The organism is Thiomicrorhabdus immobilis, from assembly GCF_021654855.1.
Taxonomy (GTDB): domain Bacteria; phylum Pseudomonadota; class Gammaproteobacteria; order Thiomicrospirales; family Thiomicrospiraceae; genus Thiomicrorhabdus; species Thiomicrorhabdus immobilis.
In genome coordinates, this window is record NZ_AP024202.1 from 1,977,519 (window position 1) to 2,002,817 (window position 25,299).

22 protein-coding genes are annotated in these 25,299 nt (G+C 42.9%); 15 read left to right on the forward strand and 7 right to left on the reverse strand.

Annotation, left to right across the window (positions count from 1 at the left end; translation table 11 throughout):
* Window positions 1–143 precede the first annotated feature (143 nt).
* Window positions 144–992: an SDR family oxidoreductase gene (locus tag L6421_RS09025; RefSeq protein ID WP_237261469.1), complete on the forward strand. Its 849-nt coding sequence runs from the start codon at window positions 144–146 to the stop codon at window positions 990–992.
* A 78-nt stretch (window positions 993–1,070) separates the two neighbouring features.
* On the opposite strand, the gene L6421_RS09030 is transcribed toward L6421_RS09025, so the two are convergent.
* Window positions 1,071–1,550, reverse strand: coding sequence for an FxsA family protein (locus tag L6421_RS09030; RefSeq protein WP_237261470.1), 480 nt, complete (start codon window positions 1,548–1,550; stop codon window positions 1,071–1,073).
* Between the two features lie 244 nt (window positions 1,551–1,794).
* Here L6421_RS09030 and L6421_RS09035 point away from each other — a divergent pair, with 244 nt between their 5' ends.
* The 11 genes from L6421_RS09035 (at window position 1,795) to L6421_RS09085 (ending at window position 12,882) form a co-directional block, all read left to right on the forward strand.
* Window positions 1,795–4,068: a protein-disulfide reductase DsbD gene (locus L6421_RS09035; protein WP_237261471.1), complete on the forward strand. Its 2,274-nt coding sequence runs from the start codon at window positions 1,795–1,797 to the stop codon at window positions 4,066–4,068.
* A gap of 254 nt (window positions 4,069–4,322) precedes the next feature.
* Window positions 4,323–4,763: a type II 3-dehydroquinate dehydratase gene (gene aroQ / locus L6421_RS09040; protein ID WP_237261472.1), complete on the forward strand. Its 441-nt coding sequence runs from the start codon at window positions 4,323–4,325 to the stop codon at window positions 4,761–4,763.
* A 105-nt stretch (window positions 4,764–4,868) separates the two neighbouring features.
* Window positions 4,869–5,333, forward strand: a complete 465-nt coding sequence (accB, locus tag L6421_RS09045) for an acetyl-CoA carboxylase biotin carboxyl carrier protein (protein ID WP_237261473.1) — start codon at window positions 4,869–4,871, stop codon at window positions 5,331–5,333.
* An 11-nt stretch (window positions 5,334–5,344) separates the two neighbouring features.
* Window positions 5,345–6,694 (forward strand): acetyl-CoA carboxylase biotin carboxylase subunit, encoded by a 1,350-nt coding sequence (accC, locus tag L6421_RS09050; RefSeq protein ID WP_237261474.1) that lies wholly within the window; start codon window positions 5,345–5,347, stop codon window positions 6,692–6,694.
* Between the two features lie 92 nt (window positions 6,695–6,786).
* Complete coding sequence (gene prmA / locus L6421_RS09055; RefSeq protein WP_237261475.1) at window positions 6,787–7,686, forward strand: 50S ribosomal protein L11 methyltransferase; 900 nt, start codon at window positions 6,787–6,789, stop codon at window positions 7,684–7,686.
* Window positions 7,687–7,730: 44 nt separating this feature from the next.
* A complete protein-coding gene (dusB, locus tag L6421_RS09060; protein ID WP_237261476.1) occupies window positions 7,731–8,720 on the forward strand; it encodes a tRNA dihydrouridine synthase DusB in 990 nt (329 codons plus the stop codon).
* A 78-nt stretch (window positions 8,721–8,798) separates the two neighbouring features.
* Entirely contained in the window at window positions 8,799–9,074 is a 276-nt protein-coding gene (locus L6421_RS09065) for a helix-turn-helix domain-containing protein (RefSeq protein WP_237261477.1), read from the forward strand.
* Window positions 9,075–9,129: 55 nt separating this feature from the next.
* Window positions 9,130–10,692, forward strand: a complete 1,563-nt coding sequence (gene purH / locus L6421_RS09070) for a bifunctional phosphoribosylaminoimidazolecarboxamide formyltransferase/IMP cyclohydrolase (RefSeq protein WP_237261478.1) — start codon at window positions 9,130–9,132, stop codon at window positions 10,690–10,692.
* A 40-nt stretch (window positions 10,693–10,732) separates the two neighbouring features.
* Window positions 10,733–11,104 carry a GxxExxY protein gene (locus L6421_RS09075; RefSeq protein ID WP_237261479.1) on the forward strand — a complete coding sequence of 124 codons (372 nt, stop codon included), beginning with the start codon at window positions 10,733–10,735 and terminating at the stop codon, window positions 11,102–11,104.
* 52 nt (window positions 11,105–11,156) lie between these two features.
* Window positions 11,157–12,443: a phosphoribosylamine--glycine ligase gene (gene purD / locus L6421_RS09080; RefSeq protein WP_237261480.1), complete on the forward strand. Its 1,287-nt coding sequence runs from the start codon at window positions 11,157–11,159 to the stop codon at window positions 12,441–12,443.
* A 157-nt stretch (window positions 12,444–12,600) separates the two neighbouring features.
* Window positions 12,601–12,882 (forward strand): late competence development ComFB family protein, encoded by a 282-nt coding sequence (locus L6421_RS09085; RefSeq protein ID WP_237261481.1) that lies wholly within the window; start codon window positions 12,601–12,603, stop codon window positions 12,880–12,882.
* A gap of 122 nt (window positions 12,883–13,004) precedes the next feature.
* On the opposite strand, the gene clpB is transcribed toward L6421_RS09085, so the two are convergent.
* Entirely contained in the window at window positions 13,005–15,575 is a 2,571-nt protein-coding gene (gene clpB / locus L6421_RS09090) for an ATP-dependent chaperone ClpB (RefSeq protein ID WP_237261482.1), read from the reverse strand.
* A 245-nt stretch (window positions 15,576–15,820) separates the two neighbouring features.
* Here clpB and L6421_RS09095 point away from each other — a divergent pair, with 245 nt between their 5' ends.
* Window positions 15,821–16,630: a YdcF family protein gene (locus L6421_RS09095; RefSeq protein ID WP_311195277.1), complete on the forward strand. Its 810-nt coding sequence runs from the start codon at window positions 15,821–15,823 to the stop codon at window positions 16,628–16,630.
* Between the two features lie 120 nt (window positions 16,631–16,750).
* Here the strand turns inward: L6421_RS09095 and hemN are convergent, their stop codons facing one another.
* The 3 genes from hemN to rlmKL form a co-directional block, all read right to left on the reverse strand.
* On the reverse strand, window positions 16,751–18,133 hold the full coding sequence (gene hemN / locus L6421_RS09100; RefSeq protein ID WP_237261484.1) for an oxygen-independent coproporphyrinogen III oxidase: 1,383 nt from the start codon (window positions 18,131–18,133) through the stop codon (window positions 16,751–16,753).
* A gap of 70 nt (window positions 18,134–18,203) precedes the next feature.
* Window positions 18,204–19,553, reverse strand: coding sequence for a sensor domain-containing diguanylate cyclase (locus L6421_RS09105; RefSeq protein ID WP_237261485.1), 1,350 nt, complete (start codon window positions 19,551–19,553; stop codon window positions 18,204–18,206).
* A 96-nt stretch (window positions 19,554–19,649) separates the two neighbouring features.
* A complete protein-coding gene (gene rlmKL, locus L6421_RS09110; RefSeq protein ID WP_237261486.1) occupies window positions 19,650–21,851 on the reverse strand; it encodes a bifunctional 23S rRNA (guanine(2069)-N(7))-methyltransferase RlmK/23S rRNA (guanine(2445)-N(2))-methyltransferase RlmL in 2,202 nt (733 codons plus the stop codon).
* Window positions 21,852–22,101: 250 nt separating this feature from the next.
* Between rlmKL and L6421_RS09115 the strand changes: the two genes are divergently transcribed.
* Together L6421_RS09115 and L6421_RS09120 are read left to right on the forward strand one after the other, a co-directional pair.
* Window positions 22,102–23,298 carry a lytic murein transglycosylase gene (locus tag L6421_RS09115; RefSeq protein WP_237261487.1) on the forward strand — a complete coding sequence of 399 codons (1,197 nt, stop codon included), beginning with the start codon at window positions 22,102–22,104 and terminating at the stop codon, window positions 23,296–23,298.
* A 47-nt stretch (window positions 23,299–23,345) separates the two neighbouring features.
* A complete protein-coding gene (locus L6421_RS09120) occupies window positions 23,346–23,675 on the forward strand; it encodes a hypothetical protein (protein ID WP_237261488.1) in 330 nt (109 codons plus the stop codon).
* A 17-nt stretch (window positions 23,676–23,692) separates the two neighbouring features.
* Here the strand turns inward: L6421_RS09120 and L6421_RS09125 are convergent, their stop codons facing one another.
* Both L6421_RS09125 and L6421_RS09130 read right to left on the reverse strand, forming a co-directional pair.
* Window positions 23,693–24,436: a paraquat-inducible protein A gene (locus L6421_RS09125; protein WP_237261489.1), complete on the reverse strand. Its 744-nt coding sequence runs from the start codon at window positions 24,434–24,436 to the stop codon at window positions 23,693–23,695.
* A gap of 150 nt (window positions 24,437–24,586) precedes the next feature.
* On the reverse strand, window positions 24,587–25,039 hold the full coding sequence (locus L6421_RS09130; protein WP_237261490.1) for a PACE efflux transporter: 453 nt from the start codon (window positions 25,037–25,039) through the stop codon (window positions 24,587–24,589).
* Between the last annotated feature and the right edge of the window lie 260 nt (window positions 25,040–25,299).

Here is a 25,299-nt window from a genome sequence, read left to right on the forward strand (position 1 = left end):
ATATGGCAACTATTTAACATCCTTATTCAACCCACACACTCTCGTCATAAATTTTTAATTGAATTATTAAAATCCCATATTGTGTTTTATCTATTTTGTGAATACTATTCACTTAACAGCAATACTCTTATGGAAGTGTTTTTATGGCAAATGTTTTAATTGCAGGATGTGGTGATATCGGCTGTCAACTAGGCTCTTTATTGGCACAGCAGAATCACACAATTTACGGCATTCGCCGCAATATTGAAGAGATTCCTGATTCTATTTCACCGATTCAAGCGGACTTGGCTTTTAGCCTTCCTGAATTGCCTGATAACATAGATTATGTTTTTTACATTGCCGCAGCGGGCAAATATAAAGATTCGGCTTATTATCAAGCCTATGTTTTAGGGGTTAAACACACCTTAGAAGCGATTAAAAACCACAATATCAAACGTGTCTTTTTCATCTCTAGCAGCTCGGTATTTGGTCAAAGCGAGGGTGAAAAAGTGGATGAAGACAGCCCCACGACCGATTCAAACTTTTCGACCCGACGCTTACTGGAAGGTGAGGAATTGATTTTGAATAGCCATTTTCCATCAACCATCATTCGTTTTGGCGGTATTTACGGACCAGGTAGAACACATTTGATTGATTTGGTACAGGCAGGGAAAGTGCATTGTATGGAAGATGTGTGGAGTAATCGTATTCACTCGGATGACTGTGTAGGCATGCTCGCCCATCTTATGAATTACGATATTAAAAACCCAGAGAAATTGGAATCGCTCTATATTGGTGTAGACAACCAACCGACCCCCTCTTGCGAAGTGTATGACTGGTTAGCGGAACAGCTTTGTGTCCCCGATGTTGAGCACATTGAACCTAAAGAGTCTTCACGCCAGATGCGTAGCAATAAACGTTTATCGAATGCTCGCATCAGAGCAACCGGCTATGAAATGATTTACCCGACTTATCAAGACGGTTACCAAGCCATTTTGGATGCCATGGAATAAAAAACCTGAAATAAAAGTTTTTCAGACAAACCAGAGTGGCTTTATATTTTCAAACAATGTAAAGCCAACTCCAACCCACTACTCTTTCTTATCAAGTACTTCACCTTCTAAGACCTCACCTTTCAAAGTTTTATGCGTTTGTGTTGCTTTTTCTGACCACTCACCTTCATATACCGAATCTCTGGTTTGGTAACGATAACGCCCTGATGACTGCATCCCTTTAACACTCTGTTTAATCAAAAAACGGCGTATAAACGGCACTAAAAACAGCAAACCGATTGAATCGGAAATCAAGCCTGGAAAAAACAGAAACACCCCACCCAAAAAGATAAAGACCCCTTCGAGCATACTGGTTTGTGGCGACTTACCCGCCGCCATTTCCATCTGCGCATTCTGCAAAGTCGCAATACCTTGGCTTCGCATCAAAAACACACCTAAAACGGCGGTGAAGATCGTCAATAAAACCGTTGGCAGGGCTCCAATGACATTACCAACCTGAATTAAAAAATACAATTCAATCAGGGGTACAACAAATAAAAGTAAAAATAAAATTCGCATTTGCGGCTCTCTAGGGTCTATTCGGTAAATAAGAAATTCAATGTAACCAAATTATTGTTCAAAAGCATTGAGGTAAACTTAATCTTCATGATTAAACGATTAAGCGCACTTTATTAAACAACATAAAAGATTATAATTGCTGAACTAAAATTAACTCGCTTAACAAAAAACATCCAGTCTTTTTTTAATAGGGTTAAAACGGACTTTTTCAAGCTTCATTTCCAGCATAGGGTACAAGAACATTATGGTCTTAGAAAAAATTAAACCGAACGCAATCATTGGTAACCACTACAAGAACTTAATTAGCTCTATTTTCATGATTCTGCTAACCGCGTTTTCATTCACCAGCTATGCGGCCGATGAACTGCTTGAAGTGGACGATGCTTTTGTTTTGCAACAACCCATGGTGGACAATCAAGCCATCCAAGTCCATTGGAAAATCGCTGACGACTATAAACTCTATAAAGATAAGATCAGTGTTACCGCCAGCAACATCACTTTAGCTGAAGCACAATTTTCCAAAGCGGAAACCGTTGATGATGCCCTATTTGGTAAAAGTGAGGTGTTTCACGGTTCGGCATCGGTCACTATTCCATACACAGGTACGGCTAATACAACAGAATTAACCGTAAAATATCAGGGGTGTGCAGATAAAATCGGAGTTTGTTACCCGCCACAAACTCGTACCTTTACGGTAGCTCTGCCTAGTCAAACCATCTCTGACAATCAAACTGGCAGTCAAAACTTCGGTTCTTTATCCGCTTTAAACAACTTCTTAAAACAGGACAATGAGCAGCCGGAACTATTGGACGCTGAAGACGCCTTTGCATTTAGCCACTCAATTCAAAATGGCCAGCTTGAACTAAACTGGAACATCGCCAAAGATTATCATCTTTATCAAGATAAAATAAAAGCGTCCGTAGTTAAAGGTAATGCCACCTTACAAACCCTGAAGTTACCAAAAGCAGAATTGATTGATGACGAGTTATTTGGTAAAACCATGGTTTATCATGGCCAATTCTCTGCCTCTCTACCTATTGCAGAAATCAAAGATAAAGCCACCATTCAAATTGAATACCAGGGCTGTTCAGCGGCTTCCGGTGTCTGTTATCCGCCAGTCAAAAAACAGATTGAAATTGATGCCAAAAACATCAATACCGACGTTTCAACCGAGATTGCACAACCAGCCATCACCGCGGATAACGCAAGTAACACTGAGCAACTCTCTGAAACCGATCAAATTGCAGACACCTTAAAAAACAGCAGTGTCTGGATTGTGATAGCGACCTTCTTCATCTTTGGCTTGTTACTGGCATTCACTCCTTGTGTCTTCCCAATGATTCCAATCCTTTCGAGCATTATTGTTGGCCAAGGCGACCAGTTGACCACACGCCGCGCTTTTGTGATGTCCTTGGTTTATGTACTGGCTATGTCGGTCACTTATACGGTGGCCGGAGTACTTGCAGGCATATTTGGTGAGAACCTACAGGTGGCTTTCCAAAACCCATGGATTATTGGTAGCTTTGCGGTCATTTTCATTCTGCTTGCCTTCTCGATGTTTGGCTTCTATGAACTCCAATTACCGAGCAGTTTACAATCCAAACTCACCAACATCTCCAATAAACAGCAAGGTGGAACCCTAACCGGGGTTGCCATTATGGGCTTTTTATCGGCATTGATTGTAGGCCCTTGTGTTGCTCCCCCACTTGCTGGAGCATTGATTTATATCGGTCAAACCGGTGATGCGTTACTAGGTGGAACCGCCCTCTTCGCGATGAGTATGGGAATGGGATTACCACTATTATTGCTTGGAACGTCTGCTGGGAAACTTCTGCCAAGAGCGGGAGCCTGGATGGACAATGTCAAAGCCGTGTTTGGAGTGATGTTAATCGGTATTGCCATCTGGATGGCTGAACGCATTGTGCCAGCAGAAGTCGCTATGTTGAGCTGGGCTTTACTGTTCATTATCTCAGCGGTTTATCTAGGTACATTTGAAACCAGCAACGGTAAAACGGGTTGGGCAAAATTGGCTAAAGGCTTTGGAATTGCACTCTTCCTCTATGGCGCCATGATTTTGGTGGGGCTATTAGGTGGTAGCAAACAGATGTTTCAACCTTTGAAAGTCTTTCAAGGTGGGGGGATAGGTGTACAAAGCCAGTCAGAACACTTAAGCTTTAAAACCATTAAGTCACAAGGCGACCTTGAGGCGGAACTGGCTAAAGGCAACCCAGTGATGCTCGACTTCTATGCCGATTGGTGCATCAGTTGCAAAGAGATGGAAGCCCTAACCTTTACCGATGCAGGCGTGCATGCCGCCCTTAAAGGCGTGACATTACTGCAAGCGGATGTGACCGCTAATGATGCCACTGATAAAGCGTTGATGAAACAGTTTGGCATTATTGGCCCACCGGCAATTCTATTCTTCAACACCGCTGGAACAGAACAAAAAGCACAGAGAGTGGTTGGATTTAAGAAAGCTGAAGACTTTACCCAAAACATCAATAAGGCTTTTAAATAGGCGCTCTAAATCACTGTTGATTTCACAATGGTAGTTAAACCTGAAGCACTGCTTTAACTACCATTGTTCACCCACTCTTTCTTACACAATCCTCTTCTCAGTTTTTCTGACGTTTATTGCAACTTCAAAACAGAACGCATCTTTTCATGCAAAATACCTAATGTTTTTATTGTTATTTACATAGAGATATCAAAGCAGTTACGTTATAATTCAGCCATTCAATTTACGTGTATAAACAGCTTAAAAGGCAAGTTATGGCAACGATTCTGGTAATTAATGGACCAAACCTCAATATGTTGGGGCGTAGAGAGCCTGAAATCTATGGTTCAGAAACATTGGATGACATAATTGAAGGTTTGATTGAGCTTGCTGACGAATACAATGTTCGCTTATTCGACTTTCAAAGCAATGCTGAGCATGAGATTGTTGAGCGTATCCACCAAGCAATGGATGACGGCACCAACTATATCATCATCAACCCCGCCGCTTTCACCCATACCAGCGTTGCCATTCGTGATGCGTTAGCCACAATTAATGTGCCTTTTATTGAAGTGCACTTGTCTAACGTCTATAAACGTGAAGCTTTTAGAAAACATTCTTACTTTTCGGATATTGCTGATGGCGTGATTGCAGGCTTGGGAACCAAAGGTTACCAATTGGCCTTTGAAGCGGCGATTGAAAAACTGGAAGCCTAAAACCAAACAAAACCAGCGTAAAACAACCCTATATAAAAAACTTAAGATTTAACCCAGTATCTCGTGCAAATACTTGATACCTAAAATAAGAACAGAGGATACACCATGGATATTCGTTCAATTCGTAAATTAATTGAAATTGTAGAACAGTCAGATATTGCTGAAATTGAAATCAAAGAAGGCGAACACAACATTCGTATCTCTCGCAGCAAAGAACAAGTGATTGTTTCTGCACCGATGGCAGCCGCTCCAGCACCTGTTGCGGCACCTGCTCCAGTCACAGCGGCGCCTTCTGCTACAGCTCCAGTAGCAGAAGCGGCGTCTTCAGAAGCAAACGGTCATAAAGTGACTTCTCCAATGGTCGGTACTTTCTACTCAGCACCATCTCCTGATGCTGGTCCTTTCGTTAAGGTTGGCGACAAGGTTTCTGAAGGTGATACATTATGTATTATCGAAGCGATGAAAATCATGAACCCTATCGAATCGGATAAAATTGGAACAGTAAAACAAATCGTTGCAGTCAACGGTGAGCCAGTTGAATTTGGTCAAACACTATTCGTAATCGAATAAGGAATAGCAATATGATCGAAAAAATCCTAATTGCTAACCGTGGGGAAATTGCCCTTCGCGTTTTAAGAGCCTGTAAAGAGTTAGGCATTAAAACCGTTGCGGTTCACTCAACGGCTGACGCTGATTTAAAGCATGTATTATTGGCTGACGAGTCTGTTTGTATCGGGCCTCCAGCCTCAACCAACAGCTACCTAAATATGGCGGCCATCATTTCCGCTGCCGAAGTAACCGATGCCGAAGCCATCCACCCAGGATATGGTTTCCTTTCCGAAAACGCCGACTTTGCAGAACGTGTTGAAGAAAGCGGTTTCCGTTTTATTGGTCCTAAAGCCGAAACCATCCGCATTATGGGTGACAAGGTATCTGCCATTCGTGCCATGAAAGCGGCTGGCGTTCCAACGGTTCCTGGTTCTGGCGGCCCGCTGGGGGATGACGATGCTGAAAACCACCGCATTGCTAAAGAGATTGGCTATCCAATCATCATCAAAGCATCTGGTGGTGGTGGTGGTCGTGGTATGCGTGTTGTACACACTGAAGCGAACTTACTGAAATCTATCCAATTGACCAAATCCGAAGCGGGTAGTTTCTTTGGTAACCCTGAAGTTTACATGGAAAAATTCTTAGAGAACCCACGCCATGTAGAGATTCAGGTATTAGCCGATGGTCAAGGCAATGCGGTTCACCTTGGTGAACGTGATTGCTCAATGCAGCGTCGTCACCAAAAAGTGGTTGAAGAAGCGCCAGCGCCTGGTGTAACCGAAGAACAGCGTAATAAAATCGGTGCGGCCTGTGTTAAGGCTTGTATTGAAATCAACTACCGTGGTGCGGGGACATTTGAGTTCCTATATGAAAACGGTGAGTTCTACTTTATTGAGATGAACACCCGTTTACAGGTTGAGCATTGTGTTACCGAAATGGTTACCGGCATTGACCTGGTTAAAGCACAGATTGAAGTTGCCGCTGGCTTACCATTAAGCCTTAAACAGGAAGACATCAAACTGACCGGTCACGCTATCGAGTGCCGTGTGAATGCTGAAAACCCGGCTAAAAACTTTATGCCATCGCCTGGTAAAATCGAAAGATTACACCTACCAGGCGGCCTAGGGGTTCGTTGGGATTCTCACATCTATACTGGCTACTCAGTACCACCACACTACGATTCAATGATTGGTAAGCTGATCTGTTTCGGTAGTTGTCGTGATACCGCGATTGCCCGTATGGACAGTGCTTTAAGTGAAATGGTGATTAAAGGTATCGATACCAATATCCATCTACAGCGCGAAATCATGAATGATGGTGGCTTCCAAGACGGTGGTCGCAACATTCACTATTTAGAAGAGCGTTTAGAACACTTAGTTTAAGCAATACTGCTGTCTTAAGTGAATAACCACGAAGATACTTTGTGTCTTCGTGGTTTTTACATTTTAATCATTCCCAAATTCTAGGAACTCTCATGGCTTGGATTCAAATCAATACCATCGTTGAAGAAGCATTAGCTGAACCTCTATCTGACGCACTCATGGAAGCGGAAGCCGCTTCGGTCACTTTTGAAGACGCAAAGGATCAACCTATTTTCGAACCCGAAATCGGCACGACGCCTATTTGGGGAGTGACCAAAGTGGTCGGGTTATTTGATGCCGAGGTAGACAGTAAAGCGGTGATTGAGTTATTAACTCAAATCATTCCACAAGTTCCAGCCGAACAATATAAAGTCGAGCAATTAGAAGATAAAGACTGGATTCGCGCTTGGATGGACCAATTCAAACCGATGCAGTTTGGTGACAACCTTTGGATTGTGCCAAGTTGGTGTGAACCTCCGCAACCCGAAGCGATCAACTTAATGCTTGACCCTGGTATGGCCTTTGGTACAGGAACCCACCCTACGACTTCACTCTGTTTGACTTGGTTGGATCAAAACGCGCCTCAAGGCTTAAACGTGATCGATTATGGTTGTGGTTCTGGGGTTTTGGCTTTAGCGGCCAAAAAGCTAGGCGCTGAAAACGTGAAAGGCACAGACATTGATCCACAAGCGATTACCGCCAGCCAGCAAAATGCGGAACGCAATAATGCACAGATTGAATTCGCTTTGGTCAAAGAGTTTCACTCTGAACCGGCTGACTTAATCGTCGCCAATATCTTAGCCGGGCCACTTAAGGAACTTTCACCTGAATTTGATAGATTGTTGAAACCTGGCGGAACTTTGGTGCTTTCTGGATTACTGTCGAACCAGGCTCAAGACCTTGTTAAACACTATAAAACGGTCGGCATTGAACTGGATAGCATGCAAACACAAGAAGAATGGGGTCTTTTAGCCGGTAAAAAATTGGCTAAAAAAACCTACCAGGCCTGGTAGGTTTGGTTTCCAAGACAACAACAGACTAATATAAAATTTCGACTATGCTGCAAATCGGTCCCTATCAATTTGAACACAATATTGTGCTTGCCCCAATGGCAGGCATCACCGATGCGGTGTTTAGGGAAATTTGCCGACAAAACGGTGCGAGCTATACGCTGGCGGAAATGGTCGCCTCTAAAAAACAGCTTTGGGAATCCAAAAAATCCTCTACCCGACATGTCGATTTAAATGACCCAGAACCTCGTGCGGTGCAATTGATTGGTACAGACCCTCAAGAGTTGGCCGATGCGGCCGCTTGGCAAGTTTCGCAAGGCGCGCAAATCATCGATTTGAATATGGGTTGTCCAGCCAAAAAAGTCTGTAGTGTCGCGGCGGGTTCCGCTCTGATGGCTGATCCCGATAAGGTCAGGAAAATATTCAACGCGGTGGTGAATGCGGTGGATGTTCCGGTAACGGTCAAAACCCGAACAGGAACCGATTTTGACAACAAAAACGCGATGCAAATCGCCCAAATTGCCGAATCCGAGGGCTTGAAAGCCATCACCATCCATGGGCGTACTCGAGAGGATAAATTCCAAGGGCACGCCGAATACGATACGATCAAACAGGTCAAACAACAGGTAAATATTCCGGTGATTGCAAATGGTGATATTTGCACCCCCGAACAAGCCGATTTTGTATTAAAATACACCACTGCTGACGGCATCATGATTGGACGCGCCTCCCAAGGCTACCCTTGGATATTTCGTGAGTTAAATCATTACCTTAATACCGGCCAAAAACTCGCAGCTCCTAGCTTGCTTGAGTTTGAAACCACGATGTTACAGCATACCCAAGGCTTGCATGCCCTCTATGGTGAAATCTTGGGAGTACGAATTGCCCGTAAACATATTGGCTGGTATGCACAAAGCTTGGACAATAAGCTAAACCAGCAAGGCAAAGGTGCGCTATTACGTAAAGAATTTAACTTATTGAATTCGCCTATTGAGCAGATCGATCTGCTTGAACAGTTCTTTAAACAACTGTTATGAACCAAATAAAATTGCTGTAAAACAGAATAACCCTGTCTGGAATGGCTAGCTAAACAACCATCCAGTGAAAAAGACTTAATGAGCATGACCCAAAAAAACATCCATCAAAATAGTCAGGCATTGCCAACCTCATCGCTCAGCCAACAGGTTACATCGATGCTTGAGACTTACTTCAATACCTTAGAAGAACAAAGCGCCAATGATGTATATGAAATGGTTTTGCAACAAGTTGAGAGACCATTGATTGAATTTGTACTACAACAAACAGAAAACAACCAAACACATGCTGCCAATATTCTAGGAATTAACCGTAACACCCTTAAGAAAAAGATGCAGAAATACGACCTGGCCTAATCCGTCTCGTCAAACCTAATTTAAATTTTAGTTTATATTTTTGGAGAACCATCCCATGAAACCAGTACGTCGCGCCCTAATTAGCGTTTCTGATAAGACCGGCATTTTAGAGTTTGCCGAATCTTTAACAGCAATGAATGTTGCAATTCTTTCAACCGGCGGAACTTATAAAGTGCTATCAGAAGCAGGCTTACCTGTAACTGAAGTTTCAGAATACACCGGTTTCCCAGAAATGATGGATGGTCGTGTAAAGACGTTACACCCTAAGATTCATGGTGGCCTTTTAGGTCGACGCGGTACCGATGATGCCATTATGGCCGAACATGGTATTGATGCCATCGATATGGTCGTGGTTAACCTATACCCATTCGAAGCCACGGTAGCCAACCCGAACTGTAAATTGGAAGACGCCATTGAAAACATCGATATCGGCGGCCCTACCATGTTGCGTTCTGCGGCTAAAAACCATAAAGATGTGGCTGTCGTAACCGACCCTGATGACTACGCACACATTCTATTGGAAATGCAAAACAACGATGGTCAGTTGAGCCACGCAACCCGTTTTGATTTAGCGATTAAGACTTTTGAACAAACTGCACGTTACGATGGTGCGATTTCCAACTACTTCGGCACTATGTTTTCTGAAGATGGCGAAGATAAGTTCCCACGTACTTACAACACCCAGTTTGTTAAAAAACAGTCTATGCGTTACGGTGAAAACCCTCATCAAAATGCCGCTTTCTATACAGAACGTAATCCATCAGAAGCGTCTATCTCGACGGCAACCCAAATTCAAGGTAAAGAGCTTTCTTTTAACAATATCGCGGATACCGATGCGGCCTTGGAATTAGTGAAAACTTTCACTGAAACCGCTTGTGTCATCGTTAAACACGCCAACCCATGTGGTGTAGCAATCGGCTCTAGTCAATTAGACGCTTATGACCGAGCTTATAAAACTGACCCAACGTCAGCATTCGGAGGCATTATCGCTTTCAATACCGAACTGGATGCCGATACAGCACAAGCGATTGTCGAACGTCAGTTTGTTGAAGTGATTATTGCACCGACCGTATCTGAAGAAGCTAAAGAGATTGTTGAAGCTAAACAGAACGTCCGTCTACTTGAATGTGGTGAATTAGGTGCACAACAAGCCGCTTACGACTACAAGCGTGTAACCGGTGGCCTACTGGTTCAAGACCGTGATTTAGGTATGGTCGATGAAGCTGACCTAAAAGTGGTCACTAAAAAAGCGCCAACTGCAGAACAGATGAAAGACCTGATGTTTGCTTGGAAAGTCGCTAAATTCGTGAAATCTAACGCCATTGTTTATGTTAAAGACGGCATGACGATTGGTGTGGGTGCAGGTCAGATGAGCCGTGTTTACTCAGCGAAAATCGCCGGCATTAAAGCAGCAGATGAAGGTTTAGAAGTCCCTGGTTCAGTGATGGCATCAGATGCGTTCTTCCCTTTCCGTGATGGAATTGATGCAGCGGCAGAAGCCGGGATTACCGCAGTGATTCATCCGGGCGGTTCTATGCGCGACCAAGAAGTGATTGACGCCGCTGACGAACACGGTATAGCGATGGTGTTTACAGGGATGAGACACTTTAAGCATTAAAATCAGTTGAACCACGAAGACACGAAGGCACGAAGTTTTTATGCAATTTGACAACCTTTCCAATCAAGTCATTGGTTTAGCAATTGAAGTACATAAAAATTTAGGGCCTGGGCTGTTAGAGTCGGTTTATGAGCAATGCCTTAGTTACGAACTAAAAACTAATAATATCCATCATCAATGTCAAATTGAAGTCCCCGTCATCTACAAGGGACATCAACTCAATCAAAACTACCGTATTGATTTACTCATTGATAACCAACTTATTATTGAGTTAAAAGCAGTCGATAAACTCCAAGGCATTCATCAAGCTCAATTACTAACTTACATGAAATTAACCCAAATAAAAACGGGACTATTGATTAACTTCAATGAATCCATTTTAAAAAATGGTATTAAAAGATTCGTTTTATAAAACTTCGTGACTTCGTGTCTTCGTGGTTCAAAATTAGAAAGAGAAAATGACTATGAGAATTTTAATAATTGGTGGCGGCGGCCGTGAACATGCCTTGGCTTGGAAAACAGCTCAAGCGAAAGAGGTAAAAGAAGTCTTTGTAGCTCCAGGCAATGCGGGTACGGCTTTAGAACCTAATTTAACCAATGTAAACATTGCAGTTGAAGATATAACAGGCCTGGTCACTTTTGCTAAAGAAAACAAAATTGATTTAGCCATTGTTGGCCCTGAAGTACCTTTAGTTTTAGGTGTGGTCGATGCTTTTAACGAAGCTGGCTTAAAGTGTTTTGGCCCTACTGCGGCAGCGGCACAGTTAGAAGGTTCAAAAGCATTCTCCAAAGATTTCTTAGCCAAACACAATATCCCTACCGCTGAATATGAAGTGTTCACTGACATCGAACCAGCGCACGCTTATTTAGATAAAGTCGGTGTACCGATTGTCATCAAAGCTGACGGTCTAGCGGCAGGTAAAGGGGTGATACTTGCAGACACCTTGCAAGAAGCCAAAGATGCCGTTTCAGATATGCTTGCGGGTAATAAGTTTGGCGATGCCGGTTCACGTGTCGTCATCGAAGAGTTTTTGGTGGGTGAAGAAGCCAGCTTTATTGTCATGGCGGATGGTAAAAACGTATTGCCAATGGCAACTTCTCAAGACCACAAAGCTCGTAACAATGGTGATACAGGCCCAAATACTGGTGGTATGGGGGCTTATACACCAGCTCCAGTGGTAACGCGTGAAATTCACGATCGTATTATGGATACGGTTATCTACCCAACCATTGAAGGCATGGCTAAAGACGGTCTTCCTTATACAGGTTTCTTGTATGCAGGAGTGATGATTGATCGTAATGGTATTCCAAAAGTACTGGAGTTTAACTGTCGTTTTGGAGACCCTGAAACCCAGCCGATCATGATGCGTCTAAAATCAGATTTAGCGGCGTTATGTTTAGCTGCAATTGATGGCAAACTGGATACCGTTACCGCCCAATGGGATTCTCGTGCGGCATTAGGTGTTGTGATGGCTGCGGGTGGTTACCCTGATGATTACCGTAAAGCCGATGTGATTTCCGGTCTTGATAAAGTCGATGCCGCTGACTTAAAAGTATTTCACGCTGGAACCAGTCTAAATGACAACAATGAAGTCATTACCTCTGGTGGACGTGTGCTTTGTGTAACCGCCTTAGGTGAAAACGTAACCGCTGCGCAAAAACGCGCTTATGAAGGTGTTGCGATGATTAACTGGGATGAAGTGTATTATCGTGATGATATCGGCCATAGAGCGGTAGCCCGTGAAAAATAAGCTTTAAAAAGTTGTCATTTTCCACTGTAAATTAAGCACCTTCGGGTGCTTTTTTTATAATGGAATATAGGGTATAGTTGAAAAACCTAATTTTTTCATGGATAAACAATAGGAAGCGCTCATGTATATCCCAGGAACAATCCGTAAGGAGGCTGTTATGCCAATGGATAGCGTACACAATTACTTTGAACGTCTGGTCTTCAATGAAATAAAAGAAAATTATGCAGATAAATTTGAAGACAGCAACGCATTAGCGGATATGGCTTGCATCGCTTTGAATCGCATCCCTCCCCGTTACATTCGTTACGATATCGACATGTCTTTCTACATGTCGGTGGAAGAACATATTGATGTAGAGAAGAAAGTAAAAAAAGCGGTGAGGAAAGCATACAAAAAAGTTAAGCGTTTTGAAGACAAATTTGAAGACGAAATCGCTTAAATCGATACATCCCTCCTCTCCATTTTAAAAAAGCTTGCCTCTTTTAAAATCATCCTTTATAAAAAAGCCCTTATTTTCTATGCTGAGAATAAGGGCTTAATTCAATCGTGAATTTACCGAGATTAATTGAAAACAATCTCTCCATTCGCTAACGATATATTCACGCTAGAACCTGCAAGGTAATCACCTTGCAAGATTTTTTGCGCTAACGGGTTTTCGATACGCTGCTGAATGACTCGTTTTAGAGGTCTAGCACCAAACACCGGATCAAAACCTGCTTCACCTAGGATATCAAGAGCTTCATCACTAATCTCCAATCCTAAATCCGCATCCGCCAAACGGCTGCGTAAGCTTTGCAATTGAATATTGGCAATCGCACGAATTTGCTCTTTTCCTAAAGGATGGAAGACAACAATGTCATCGATACGGTTGACAAACTCCGGTCTGAAATAACCACCGACCACTTCCATCACATCGGCCTTCATCTCGTCATAAGAGGCAACACCCGCTTTTTCCTGGATGACTTGTGAACCTAAGTTTGAAGTCATGACGATGACCGTGTTTTTAAAGTCGACAGTTCGACCTTGACCATCTGTCAAACGTCCATCATCCAATACTTGCAACAGTATATTGAACACATCAGGATGCGCTTTTTCAACCTCATCCAATAAAATCACCGAATAAGGTTTACGGCGTACCGCTTCGGTTAAATAGCCACCTTGTTCATAGCCGACATACCCTGGAGGCGCCCCGACTAGACGGGATACGGAGTGCTTTTCCATAAACTCGGACATATCAATACGCACGATGGCATCTTGAGTATCGAATAAGAAATCCGCTAAGGCTTTGGTCAATTCGGTTTTACCGACACCCGTTGGCCCTAAGAACAGGAAAGAACCATTTGGACGATTTGGATCTGATAGGCCAGCACGGGAACGACGAATCGCATCGGAAACCGATTTTACCGCTTCTGCCTGACCAATGACGTTTTTACCCAAGGCTTCTTCCATACGTAATAGCTTGTCACGTTCACCTTCCATCATTCTCGAAACAGGAATCCCCGTCCAACGAGCGACGACTTCAGCAATCTCTTCTTCGGTTACTTTATTTCGCAACAGATGCGAACCTTCCCCCTCTTCAGCTTCACTCTCAGCCATTTCAGCGGCTTGGATTTTCGCTTCCAACTCAGGGATTGTACCGTACTGAATTTCAGACATTTTGGCCAGATTACCCGCACGTCTTGCGGTTTCCAACTCTAAACGAGCGGATTCAAGCTGTTCTTTGAATTGTTGAGCACCTTGTAACGCGGCTTTATCCTTTTTCCAGATCTCCTCCAAATCCGAATACTCTTTTTCCAAAGATTGAATCTCATCTTGAAGGATGGTCAAACGTTTTTTGGAAGCTTCGTCTTTCTCTTTTTTAAGCGCAACCTGCTCAATCTTCAACTGAATCAAACGGCGGTCTAACTTATCCATGACTTCAGGCTTAGAGTCAATCTCCATACGGATACGTGAAGCCGCTTCATCGATCAAGTCGATCGCCTTATCCGGTAACTGGCGATCGGTGATATAACGCTGTGAAAGCCTTGCCGCAGCAACAATCGCAGGGTCGGTAATATCCACCCCATGATGCACTTCATAACGCTCTTTCAAACCACGTAAAATCGCAATGGTATCTTCTTCGGTCGGCTCATCGACCAATACTTTTTGGAAACGGCGTTCTAAAGCCGCGTCTTTTTCGATGTTTTCACGGTACTCATCCAAGGTGGTGGCACCAATACAGTGAAGTGCACCACGTGCCAAAGCTGGCTTCAACATATTACCTGCGTCCATCGAACCTTCGGTCTTACCTGCACCGACCATGGTATGGATTTCATCGATAAATAAGATGACCTTGCCTTCTTGCTTTTCCAGGTCTTTCAATAAGGATTTCAGACGCTCTTCAAACTCACCACGATATTTCGCACCCGCCAACAGGCCGGCTAAATCAAGTGAAAGCAGACGTTTGTTTTTCAAACCTTCCGGCACTTCACCGTTGATAATACGCTGAGCCAAACCTTCAACAATGGCGGTTTTACCAACCCCAGGTTCACCAATCAATACCGGGTTGTTTTTGGTACGACGTTGTAAAACCTGAACTGCGCGGCGAATTTCATCATCACGGCCAATAACCGGGTCTAATTTACCAGCTTCTGCTTGCGCGGTTAAATCAACGGTATATTTATCTAAAGCTTGACGGTTCTCTTCTGCATTCTGATCTTGCACGGTTTCGCCTCCTCTTACTTGCTGAATGGCTTTGTTAATCGCTTCGATGGTTGCGCCGGCTTTTTTCAACAGACTGGCTGCAATATCTGAGGTTTCCAATAGCGCGGGATAAAACAATTCGCTGGCAATATAACTATCGCCATTTTTTTGCGCCTGTTTATCCATTAAATTTAATACATTTGCGGACTGCTGAGATAATTGGACATTACCTCCAGCCCCGGAAACCTTGGGTAAACTCGCTATTTTTTCTGCTAAAGACTGTTTTAAAAGCGGCACATTCACATTCGATAATTGCAATAAATCCGCCGACTCGTCAATTAAAGCCGCAAGGACATGAACGGGTTCGATAAACTGGTTGTCTTTGCCGACTGCAAGTGACTGTGCCTGACCCAAGACACTTTGAAACTGGGTAGTAAATTTGTCCATCATTTTTGGCAAACTCCTTAATGAATACTGTATAACTACCTAAAATATAGGGATAATGTTTTTACATTCAAGGGCGAATTGGTTATATTTTATTATCACTCCATTCAATAATTGAAGTATTGATTACAAGTAACTTGCTTGATTTTTCTAATGACAAGCACCCAAAATAGGAATATCACACAGTGGATGAACTATTCTTTTTAGCTTCAAAAATAGGTTGGGCCTTTTTAAGCCCGGGAAATCTTCTGGTGTTTTTTCTATTTTTTGGTGTTGTTTTTTTAGTTTTCAATAAGATTTCCGCTGCTAAGAAGATTTTGATTCCAACAGGCCTGGTGGCTTTTGTTTTAATGGCTTACCCGATTAGTGATTATCTGATGAAGCCACTGGAAGAACGTTTTTCAACCCCTTCTGTAATGCCCGAAAAGATTGATGGAATCATCATATTAGGTGGTGGAGAGGATTTAAAACGCTCTTTGAGTTGGAAGGTGGCTGAACTCGGTCTAGGTGGTGACCGCTATATCGGTACAGCCAGTTTGGCGTTAGCCTACCCCAATGTTCCAGTGATATTCACGGGTGGAAGCGGCTTGGTAAGCCTACAAAACTCGGAGGGTGAAGGCGCTCTGGCTAGACAAATTCTGACCACCATTGGCATTCAAGAATCACGTCTAATCATTGAATCTAAATCCAGAAACACTTATGAAAATTTTAAGTATACAAAAGTGCTGCTACCCAAACCGCAAGGTACCTATCTACTGGTAACATCCAGTTTTCACATGCCTCGGTCGGTCGGTGTTGCCAGAGCTCAAGGCATCAACGTCATACCTTACCCTGTTGACTACCGCACCAATGCCGACGAGTTAAGGATTTTCGATTTTGACCTTTTTGACCACTTAAAAGCATTAGAACCTGCTTGGCGCGAATGGGTGGGGTTAACTGTATATTACTTTACCGACAAAACAGCCAATTGGTTTCCAAAACCGGGTGAGATAGTTGAGAAAAAGAGCCAAAAGGTCATTCCTGGGTTTTATTCCGATAAAGTGAACACCTTCGAACCTTAAGCAAGAACAGAATGACCAGGCCTGGTCGCTTTTCAAAGACTTTGAAAAAAAGACAAAAAAGCCGAGATTGACTCGGCTTTTAATATTCTCGGCTTTTAATATATTGAATAGACCTATATTTCATATTACTTTCGAAAAACGGTTTGCCGTGCCCGCTTTTAGATAAGCATCAAACACCATGCAGATATTGCGGATCAATAAACGCCCTTTAGCGGTTATGTAAATATCCTCCTCCGTCATGGTGAGTAATCCATCTTCTGCCATTGGCGCTAGATTTTTCAGTTCAGAAGCGAAGTACTCCTTAAAACGGATATTCCACTGTGCATCAATTTTGGCAAAGTTCAAATGGAAGTGGCTGATTAAACGGGTAATGACATCACGGCGTAATTCGTCGTCTTCCGTTAACTGTACACCACGATAAACCGCTAAATCACCCGCATCAATCGCTTCATAATACTCGGCTAAACTTTTACGGTTTTGTGCATAGGTATTGTTAAGCAAAGAAATCGAGGTTGCCCCCATCCCCACCAGATCGCACTCGGCATGAGTCGAATACCCCTGAAAATTACGGTACAAGGTTTCATTTCGCTGGGCAATCGCCAGCTCATCATCCGGCTTGGCGAAGTGATCCATCCCAATATACACATAACCCGCTTCCAACAAACGTTCGGTAGTGGAGTGCAAAATCGCCAACTTCTCATCGGCCGAAGGCATATCCGCTTCATTCATTTTCTTTTGAGTGGGGAACATGCTTGGCATATGGGCATAGTTGAAAATAGAGAAACGGTCTGGCTCGGCTTCCAACACTCGGTCTAAGGTATGTAAAAAACCTTTTTCGGTTTGTAGCGGCAAACCGTAAATCAAATCGACATTCACCGACATAAAGCCCGCTTCACGCGCGCCTTCTAAAACCTCAAACGTCTCCGCCTGGGTTTGGATACGATTCACCGCTTTTTGCACCGCCGGATCAAAATCCTGCACCCCTAAACTCATGCGGTTGAAACCAAGCTCGCGAAGCAGTTTAACCGATTCACGGTTTGCTTCACGTGGATCAATCTCTATGGAATATTCACCGGTATCGTCATCATATAAATTAAAGTGCTGACGGGTTTTCTCCATCAACTGACGCATTTCATCATTATTGATAAACGTGGGGGTTCCGCCGCCTAAATGCAACTGCTCTACCTTACGGGAGGAATCAAACAATTCAGATTGCATTTCAATCTCTTTGAAAAGACGCTCTAGATAAGGTGTGGTTTTTGAGCGGTCACGTGTCCAAACTTTATTACAGGCACAAAAGAAACAGACTGTATCGCAAAAAGGGATATGGAAATACAATGACAAACCACGATCCGTCTGATTACTTCTTGCGGCCGCCGCTTTGTAATCATCAATACCAAAGGTTTCATCAAACTGCACTGCGGTTGGATAAGAGGTATAACGAGGTCCTGATTGGTTATAGCGTTTAATCAACGCTTCGTCGAACTGTATTTTCTGTTCCATCAGTAGATTCCTAAGTCTTTTGGCTTTTCTATTAGGCTCGGCATAATAATCGATATGGCTCAGTGAAGAGTTAATCTGCCTCAAGAGTTAATGAATTAACTCGGTTTCGGCCATTTTCTTTGGCGAGATACAATTGCTCATCAACCAATGCAAAGATTTCATTAGGCGTTTTATCCAAACGGGGATGGAAAGCCCCACTTCCCAAACTAATCGTTAAATTAATCTCTGAACCGGTTGTTGAACAAAAAATTTGCTCTGCAACACAAGCCCTAATACGCTCTGCTAAAACTTCAATTCCAGAAGAATCTTTATCAATGGTTAATACAGCAAACTCTTCTCCACCCCAGCGATAAACGTAATCTTCGGTGCGTATCGCCTCAGCCAAAACCTGCGCGACCTCTTTCAGAGCTTGGTCACCATAGGCATGCCCCTTGCTGTCATTCAGGCTTTTAAAATAGTCGATATCGATAATAATTAACCCCAACCAAAAACCGTGTCTTTTGGAGAAGGCGATATTCTGTTTTAACTGAGATTCAAACGCGCAACGATTTGCCAAACCGGTTAAGGTATCCATTGAAGCAGCTTTAATGAACTCCTCTTCAATGCGTTCCAACAAAACATGACACACCGTATCAGACGCATTTTCCATCTCTACTAAAAAGTCGATAATTCTTTCTGGATGCTGCTCTTTGGCTTCTTTTAAGGCCATAAAGCCTAATTTATGGACTTTTTCATGCGCAAGGTTAAAATTTTCTATCTCTTTTTCAGGAATGGCATTGATGCCTCCCGAATTCAACCACTTACCCAGCTGACATTCTGAAGTTGAAAATGAAAACTCACCCTCTTCAATATCGCCTAATGCGGCTGAAAAGGTTCGGATTTTCCAATTTTGATGATCGATAAACGCTTGAACCAATTCTTTTGGTAGCTCTGCTGCAATCAGCTGGAATGATCGCTTCATGCGCACCACTTCGAGCTCAGACTTCTTTTTCATGTTATCGAGCGTTTCGTGCAACTGAAAAACCGAATTAACCACAGATTGCACTAAATCTACGGTATGACATAGACCTTTTGCCAAAACGGGATTGTCTTTTTTCTCGGCGAGCAAAATAAATACCTGTCGACAGTAACTCAAAATCAACATGCTACGGTTATGTGTCAGGCCAGCGTGATACCAATCAAGCGCTTGATGATACATCGACGAATAGAAGTTTTCATCTAACTCAGCTTGGACAAATAGCGCGTAGAAATCATCCCTAAAAACTTGTTCAACCGTCGCTTGTTCAAAGCCATATTTAAGCAACCAACTATTGAATTCACTGTCAAAAAAAGGTTTTTGCGCAATTAAATATTCTCTATTTGATTGTATTTCAAGGTTTTCAATAATAGATAAACCTAACATATCCTTAATACTGTTCATTTAAATTTTCTTACTCGTTTGCGCATGCCGTTGAAATGGCTAATCGGCTCTTATCAATTTTATTGATTCTGTTTTTATTGGTTATGTTTTTATTGATTAAGCTTGTGTAAACAACCAGGCCTGGTGGATTTTACTATTGCGTTGAAAATCTCTCGGCATGGTTTTTTGGGTGATGTTCTCAATATTGACGTTGCTAAACGCTTCATTATCCAATTTAAACTTACGCAAGTTATTAGAGAAAATTAACACACCATTCGGATTCAATAATGCCAACGCCTGGTTGACCAAGGTCACGTGGTCACGTTGAATATCCAAAGTGCCTTCCATACGTTTAGAAGTAGAAAACGATGGCGGATCCAAGAAAATCACATCAAACTTTTCAGTCGGATTTTCACTTTCGGTTTTCAGCCAATCCAAAACATCCGCTTGTTTAAACTTGTGATGACTCGTATCCGCTTTATTATGCATTAGATTATGTTCAGCCCAATACAGATAGGTTTTAGACATATCCACACTCAAACTGCTTTTAGCGCCCATCACCGCTGCTTCTACCGTTGCGGTGGCGGTGTAACAAAATAGATTGAGTAAACTTTTGCCAACGGATTTCTGCGCAACTAAGGCACGTACGTCACGGTGATCCAAAAACAACCCTGTATCTAAATAATCGGTAAAGTTCACACGAATTTTTGCACCGTTTTCAATCACGGTATGAAAATCTCGGCTGTCATCCAATTTCTCATATTGAGACGTGCCCGATTGACGGCTACGCACCTTGAAAACAATCTGCTCTTTGGGCACTGTTGGGAAGACCTCAGGCAAAGCCGCCAAGGCTTCATGCAAACGCTTTTTGGCTTTGGCTTTGTCTACCGTTTTTGGGGCCGCATACTCGTTTACAATCAACCATTCACCGGCATCTTCGGTTTGGTAAAAATCAATTGAGATGGCGTATTCAGGCAGATCTGCATCGTACACTCGATAAGCGGATATTTCGTGACTCTTAGCCCATTTACGCAACTGCTTTAAATTCTTTTTAATGCGGTTGGCCACCATAATGGCGCCTTCAGACGAGGCCAACTCCGGCATCACATTACTGACTTCTTGAACCAGATTCGCACCACCTTTGACCGCAGGTTCACGATGGAATTCCGGTGTGATATCAAAACGGAACAACTTACATTCCATGGCGCCGTTAAAGAAATTGTGACTACGTTTGGCCTTTAACCCTAAGTACATCCCAAGTTCAGGATTACAGGTTAATACCGCACCTTGCCAGCCTTCGAATTCATTTTTTAAGTAGGTTCCCAACGCTTTATAGATGGTTTTGACCTCTTCAATCTCACCTAGACGTTCGCCATAAGGCGGGTTGGTAATCACCAGGCCGGGTTGCCAATCGCCCCAACGACGACCTTGCTCGACCGTCATCTGCTTGATTTCAATCGAATCCAAATAACCGGCGTTATGAATCGCCTCTTCAGCAATATCCAAAGACTTATGGGACGCATCCGAACCGTAAATATCCGGCAAGTTTCTTAAACCTTCCGCTTCACGCGCTTCGGCTTCCTCAATCAAGCTGCTCCACAATTTACTATCATGCTGTTTCCAGGTGTTGAGTAACATGTGATTGGCTTTTTCCAGGCCGGGTGCCAAATCGGATGCCATCATGGCCGCTTCCACCAAAAAGGTTCCCGAACCACACATAGGGTCATACAAGCTTCCCCCCTGTTTGGCGATTTCTGGCCAACCGGCACGCATCAATAAAGCGGCTGCCACGTTCTCTTTCAAAGGCGCTTTAACTTGCTGGCCTTCACGGTAACCACGCTTATGCAAACTATAGCCAACCAGATCAATGCTCAAAGTCAATTGATTACGGTTCAGATGTCCATGCACCCGCAATTCTGGGTTGTCAGTATCTACCTTGGGACGATTGTTGGTAATGCCCCTAAAAAAATCGACAATGCCATCTTTGATTTTCAATGCCCCGTAATGGCTATGGTCAATCCCCATGCCTTTACCTGAGAAAGAGACCGCAAACGTACCGAACTCATCCATATGTTTTTGCCAATCCACCTTTGCGACTTGCTCGGTGAGTTCTTCCTGGCTTTCCAGTTCGGTTTCTAACACAGTAATAAAAATTCGGTTTGCCAAACGCGACCACAAACAGCTTCTATAGCCTACTTCCAAACTGCCTTCAAAGGTAACCCCGCGAGGTTGGGCTTTGACTTCAGTTGCACCAAAAGACATTAACTCTTCTCTTAGTAATTCACTTAAACCGCCTGGCGCTGTGGCAAAAAATTTCATTGTTTTGGTATCCATCAATTTGATTAGCTTTAAAGTCTGTTCGTGAGTGATTGGCTCACCGATAGGCCTCAATAAATATCTGTTAATTTTAAACTGTTTTGCGCCCAACTTTTATTTAGTTTCGGTAGAATAAGTCTTTGCTATACTTTTTAACGGTAGTTTTTACTTACTTTTTACTCGGTCAGAATCGAAATTAACCATGCAAATAAAAAAACACCTTATCACCTATCTTGTAAGTATCTTTCTGCTCATGAGCTTAGGACTAAATGCGCAAGCTCAATCCGATACTTTTACGCCTTCAGAACAAGGTTTTAAGATATGGCTAAATGACTTTAAAAAACAGGCTTTGCAAAAAGGCATTTCACAAAGCACTTTAGACCAAGCATTTAAAGATATTGAGCTTAACGATAGAGTGCTTGAATCGGATAAGAAACAACCTGAGTTCACCCAGACATTTTTTGAATATTTCAATCGTGCCGTCAGCGACAGCCGCATAGAAAAAGGCTTAAAAAAATACGCAGAACAAAAACCGTTACTCGATGAAGTCACAAAAAAATATGGGGTTCCCGGGCGCTTTTTAGTGGCCTTTTGGGGAATGGAAACCAACTATGGCAGTTATACCGGTAATATCCCGATTATTGAATCATTGGCAACACTGGCTTACGACCCACGACGGAGTGAGTTTTTTACCACCCAATTAATCAGTGCCCTGACAATTTTGGATAAAGGCCATGTTTCTCTAAAACAGATGAAAGGTTCTTGGGCAGGAGCCATGGGGCAATGCCAATTCATGCCCTCCAACTATCTGCAATATGCGGTAGATGGTGACGGCGATGGCAAAATCAACCTATGGGACAGTCTGCCTGATGTTTTCTACTCAGCCGCTAACTTCCTACAGCAACTGGGTTGGCAAAAAGAAGAAAACTGGGGACGTGAAGTGGCTTTACCCAAAAACTTTGATTACGCCCTAGCCGACAACAAAACCAGTCGATCATTGAGTGATTGGCAAAAGCTGGGTATCACCCTGGCGGATGGACGTGTTTTACCGGATGAAGACATGCAAGCCCGTTTACTATTAGTCAGCGATTATCAAGGACCGGCTTTTTTAGTTTATGACAACTTCAGGGTCATCAAACGATGGAATAATGCCGACAAATACGCGGTAGCGGTTGGTCATTTGGCAGACCGCATCGTTGAACGTCCTCCACTCACCAAGCAGCAACCTAAAAATGATAAAGGGTTAAGCCTTGCCCAGATAAAAGAGATTCAGACCCTGCTAAACAACTTAGGTTACGATGTGGGCACTCCCGACGGGATTGTCGGCAACAAAACGCGTAAAGCGTTGCGTGAATTTCAAGTCCAACAAAAATTGCCTGCGGATGGTTTTGCCAGCTTGAGAATGCTCGATGTATTAAAAGAGAAAACCAAACAGCTTAGTATGCGTTAACACCTACTAGGGGTTTAAATACCGAGATAATCCATCAAGGTGTCATAATGGAAAATTCAATTCACACAGAACTGGAAACGGTTGCTTGTAAGATAGTGGCTTCGAGTGACCCGAATTCAGCGAACGATTCAAGAAACTCTCCGGTTCAATCCCTTGAAGCATTCCAATCAAGCGACGGATTGCCCATCCAGGCACCTAACCACAATGGCATTTGTGATGAACCCGCTTACCTGTTTTGGAAAATTCAAAGCCGTCTAGCCAAACTCTCTCATCGACTCAGATTGGAAAAACGCATTATTATCGATGCCGACAACCACAGCAATCACGCCCTATTAAACCGAGAAAAACCCATCAAACCGCTCCAGGATAAAGGCTAACTAAACAAAAGCTTACGTTAAGACGCCTGAAAGCTTGCCTGCTGTTCCACAGACTGCATTGATTTCACCGCTAGCAACTGACTGGCGAATATCGACAACAGACAGTAACCAAGAAAGTAGTAAAAACCACTCTGCAGGCCAATCTCGGTTTGTAATAAAGCAGACTCTCCAGAACTTGCCTTGATCGCCAAAAAAGAGATGATCAATGCCATCACAAAGACATCCGCCATAGACCATTTGCTTAACAAGCCGCTCGAGTTTCTTAAAATCTGTGCCAATTTAGAGGTTTTAAAAAGATAAGAACTACCAAGTAAAGCGAGCTTAACAACTGGCACAACCAAACTAAAAAACACAATTAAAAATGCGACCAATAAATTGCCGTCTTGCCATAAGCCTTGCGCAGTTCCCAAAATACTCTTAGCCGTATCTTGAATCACCACAGTACCTGTGACATTGATCTGGTTAAGCACTTCCATGGTCACCGGCATTAGGAAATTAGGAATCGAACCACTCGTCAAAATCGCCTCTTTACCCAAAACCGTCAACTCGCCTTTATCCAACATGGTGGTGATATGCAAAACCGGCTCGGTAATGCCTGGGATTAATAAGGCATAAGCCGAAATCAACGCGATAAAACCGATGATATGAGTAAAAAATACCGTTTTTGAATTCATAATCGCTCTTTTATAAATCAATGGAATCATGGGCATTTTACTGAGATACTCGGCAGATTGTGTGACTAGATAATGGATGGTTTTCATTATTGATAAAACAACCAGGCCTGGTCGTTTTAAATTTTGACTTAAGATTTGCTTGGTCTTTTCTATTGAGAGGTCTTTTCAGATTGTTATACACCTTTAATTAGGCTTCTCAAGCAGAACGCAAAATAAACAAGGTAATGCCCCCATTTCCTAAGACATACCAGGTTCAAACGTTACCTGAACTTGATGATGCAGAGTAAATACTTGATCAAAAAGTAGCGTAAAGATAAAGGTATAAACCAAGAAAAAAAGCAATAAAGCCGCTTCCATAGTCAATGCTGTCCATAGGCCAACATCATACCAAAGCATATACAGCGGCAGGCAAATCAACACCAATCCCCCTTCAAAACCTATCGCATGAATACTACGAATAGCCAAAGTACGCTTTTTAATTTGCTTACGAAGCTCCCAATATTCAAACGTTGCATTATAGATATAATTCCAAACAACAGCCGCTGTCGACATAATAATCGCAACCGGTAATGATTCTTGGGCATCGCCATCACTCAACAGCATAAGAACCAAAGTTGAAAATAAAATAGCGGTAATTTCAAAAAGAATAACGTAAATAAGTCGACGTTTAATAGGACTCAAGGTTATCAACGGAAAACTCCACAGAGCACTTAATAGCTCTTAAATAGAATAAAGAGCCGGTCCGTCCCGGTTGATAAATAGATGTAGAATCAGAATGTTCTACCGCAAAGCTACGGTTTCCGCTTGCATGGATAATATTACACGATGCTTAAAGCAATGCCAACCTAGGTTAGAGGAGCTCTCTTATCTTCACTTTAATTAAATTACCAGGCCTGGTCGTTTTGATTTTAAGGTTTATTTTTGCTTAGCTGTTGAGAAGCCTTTTTAAT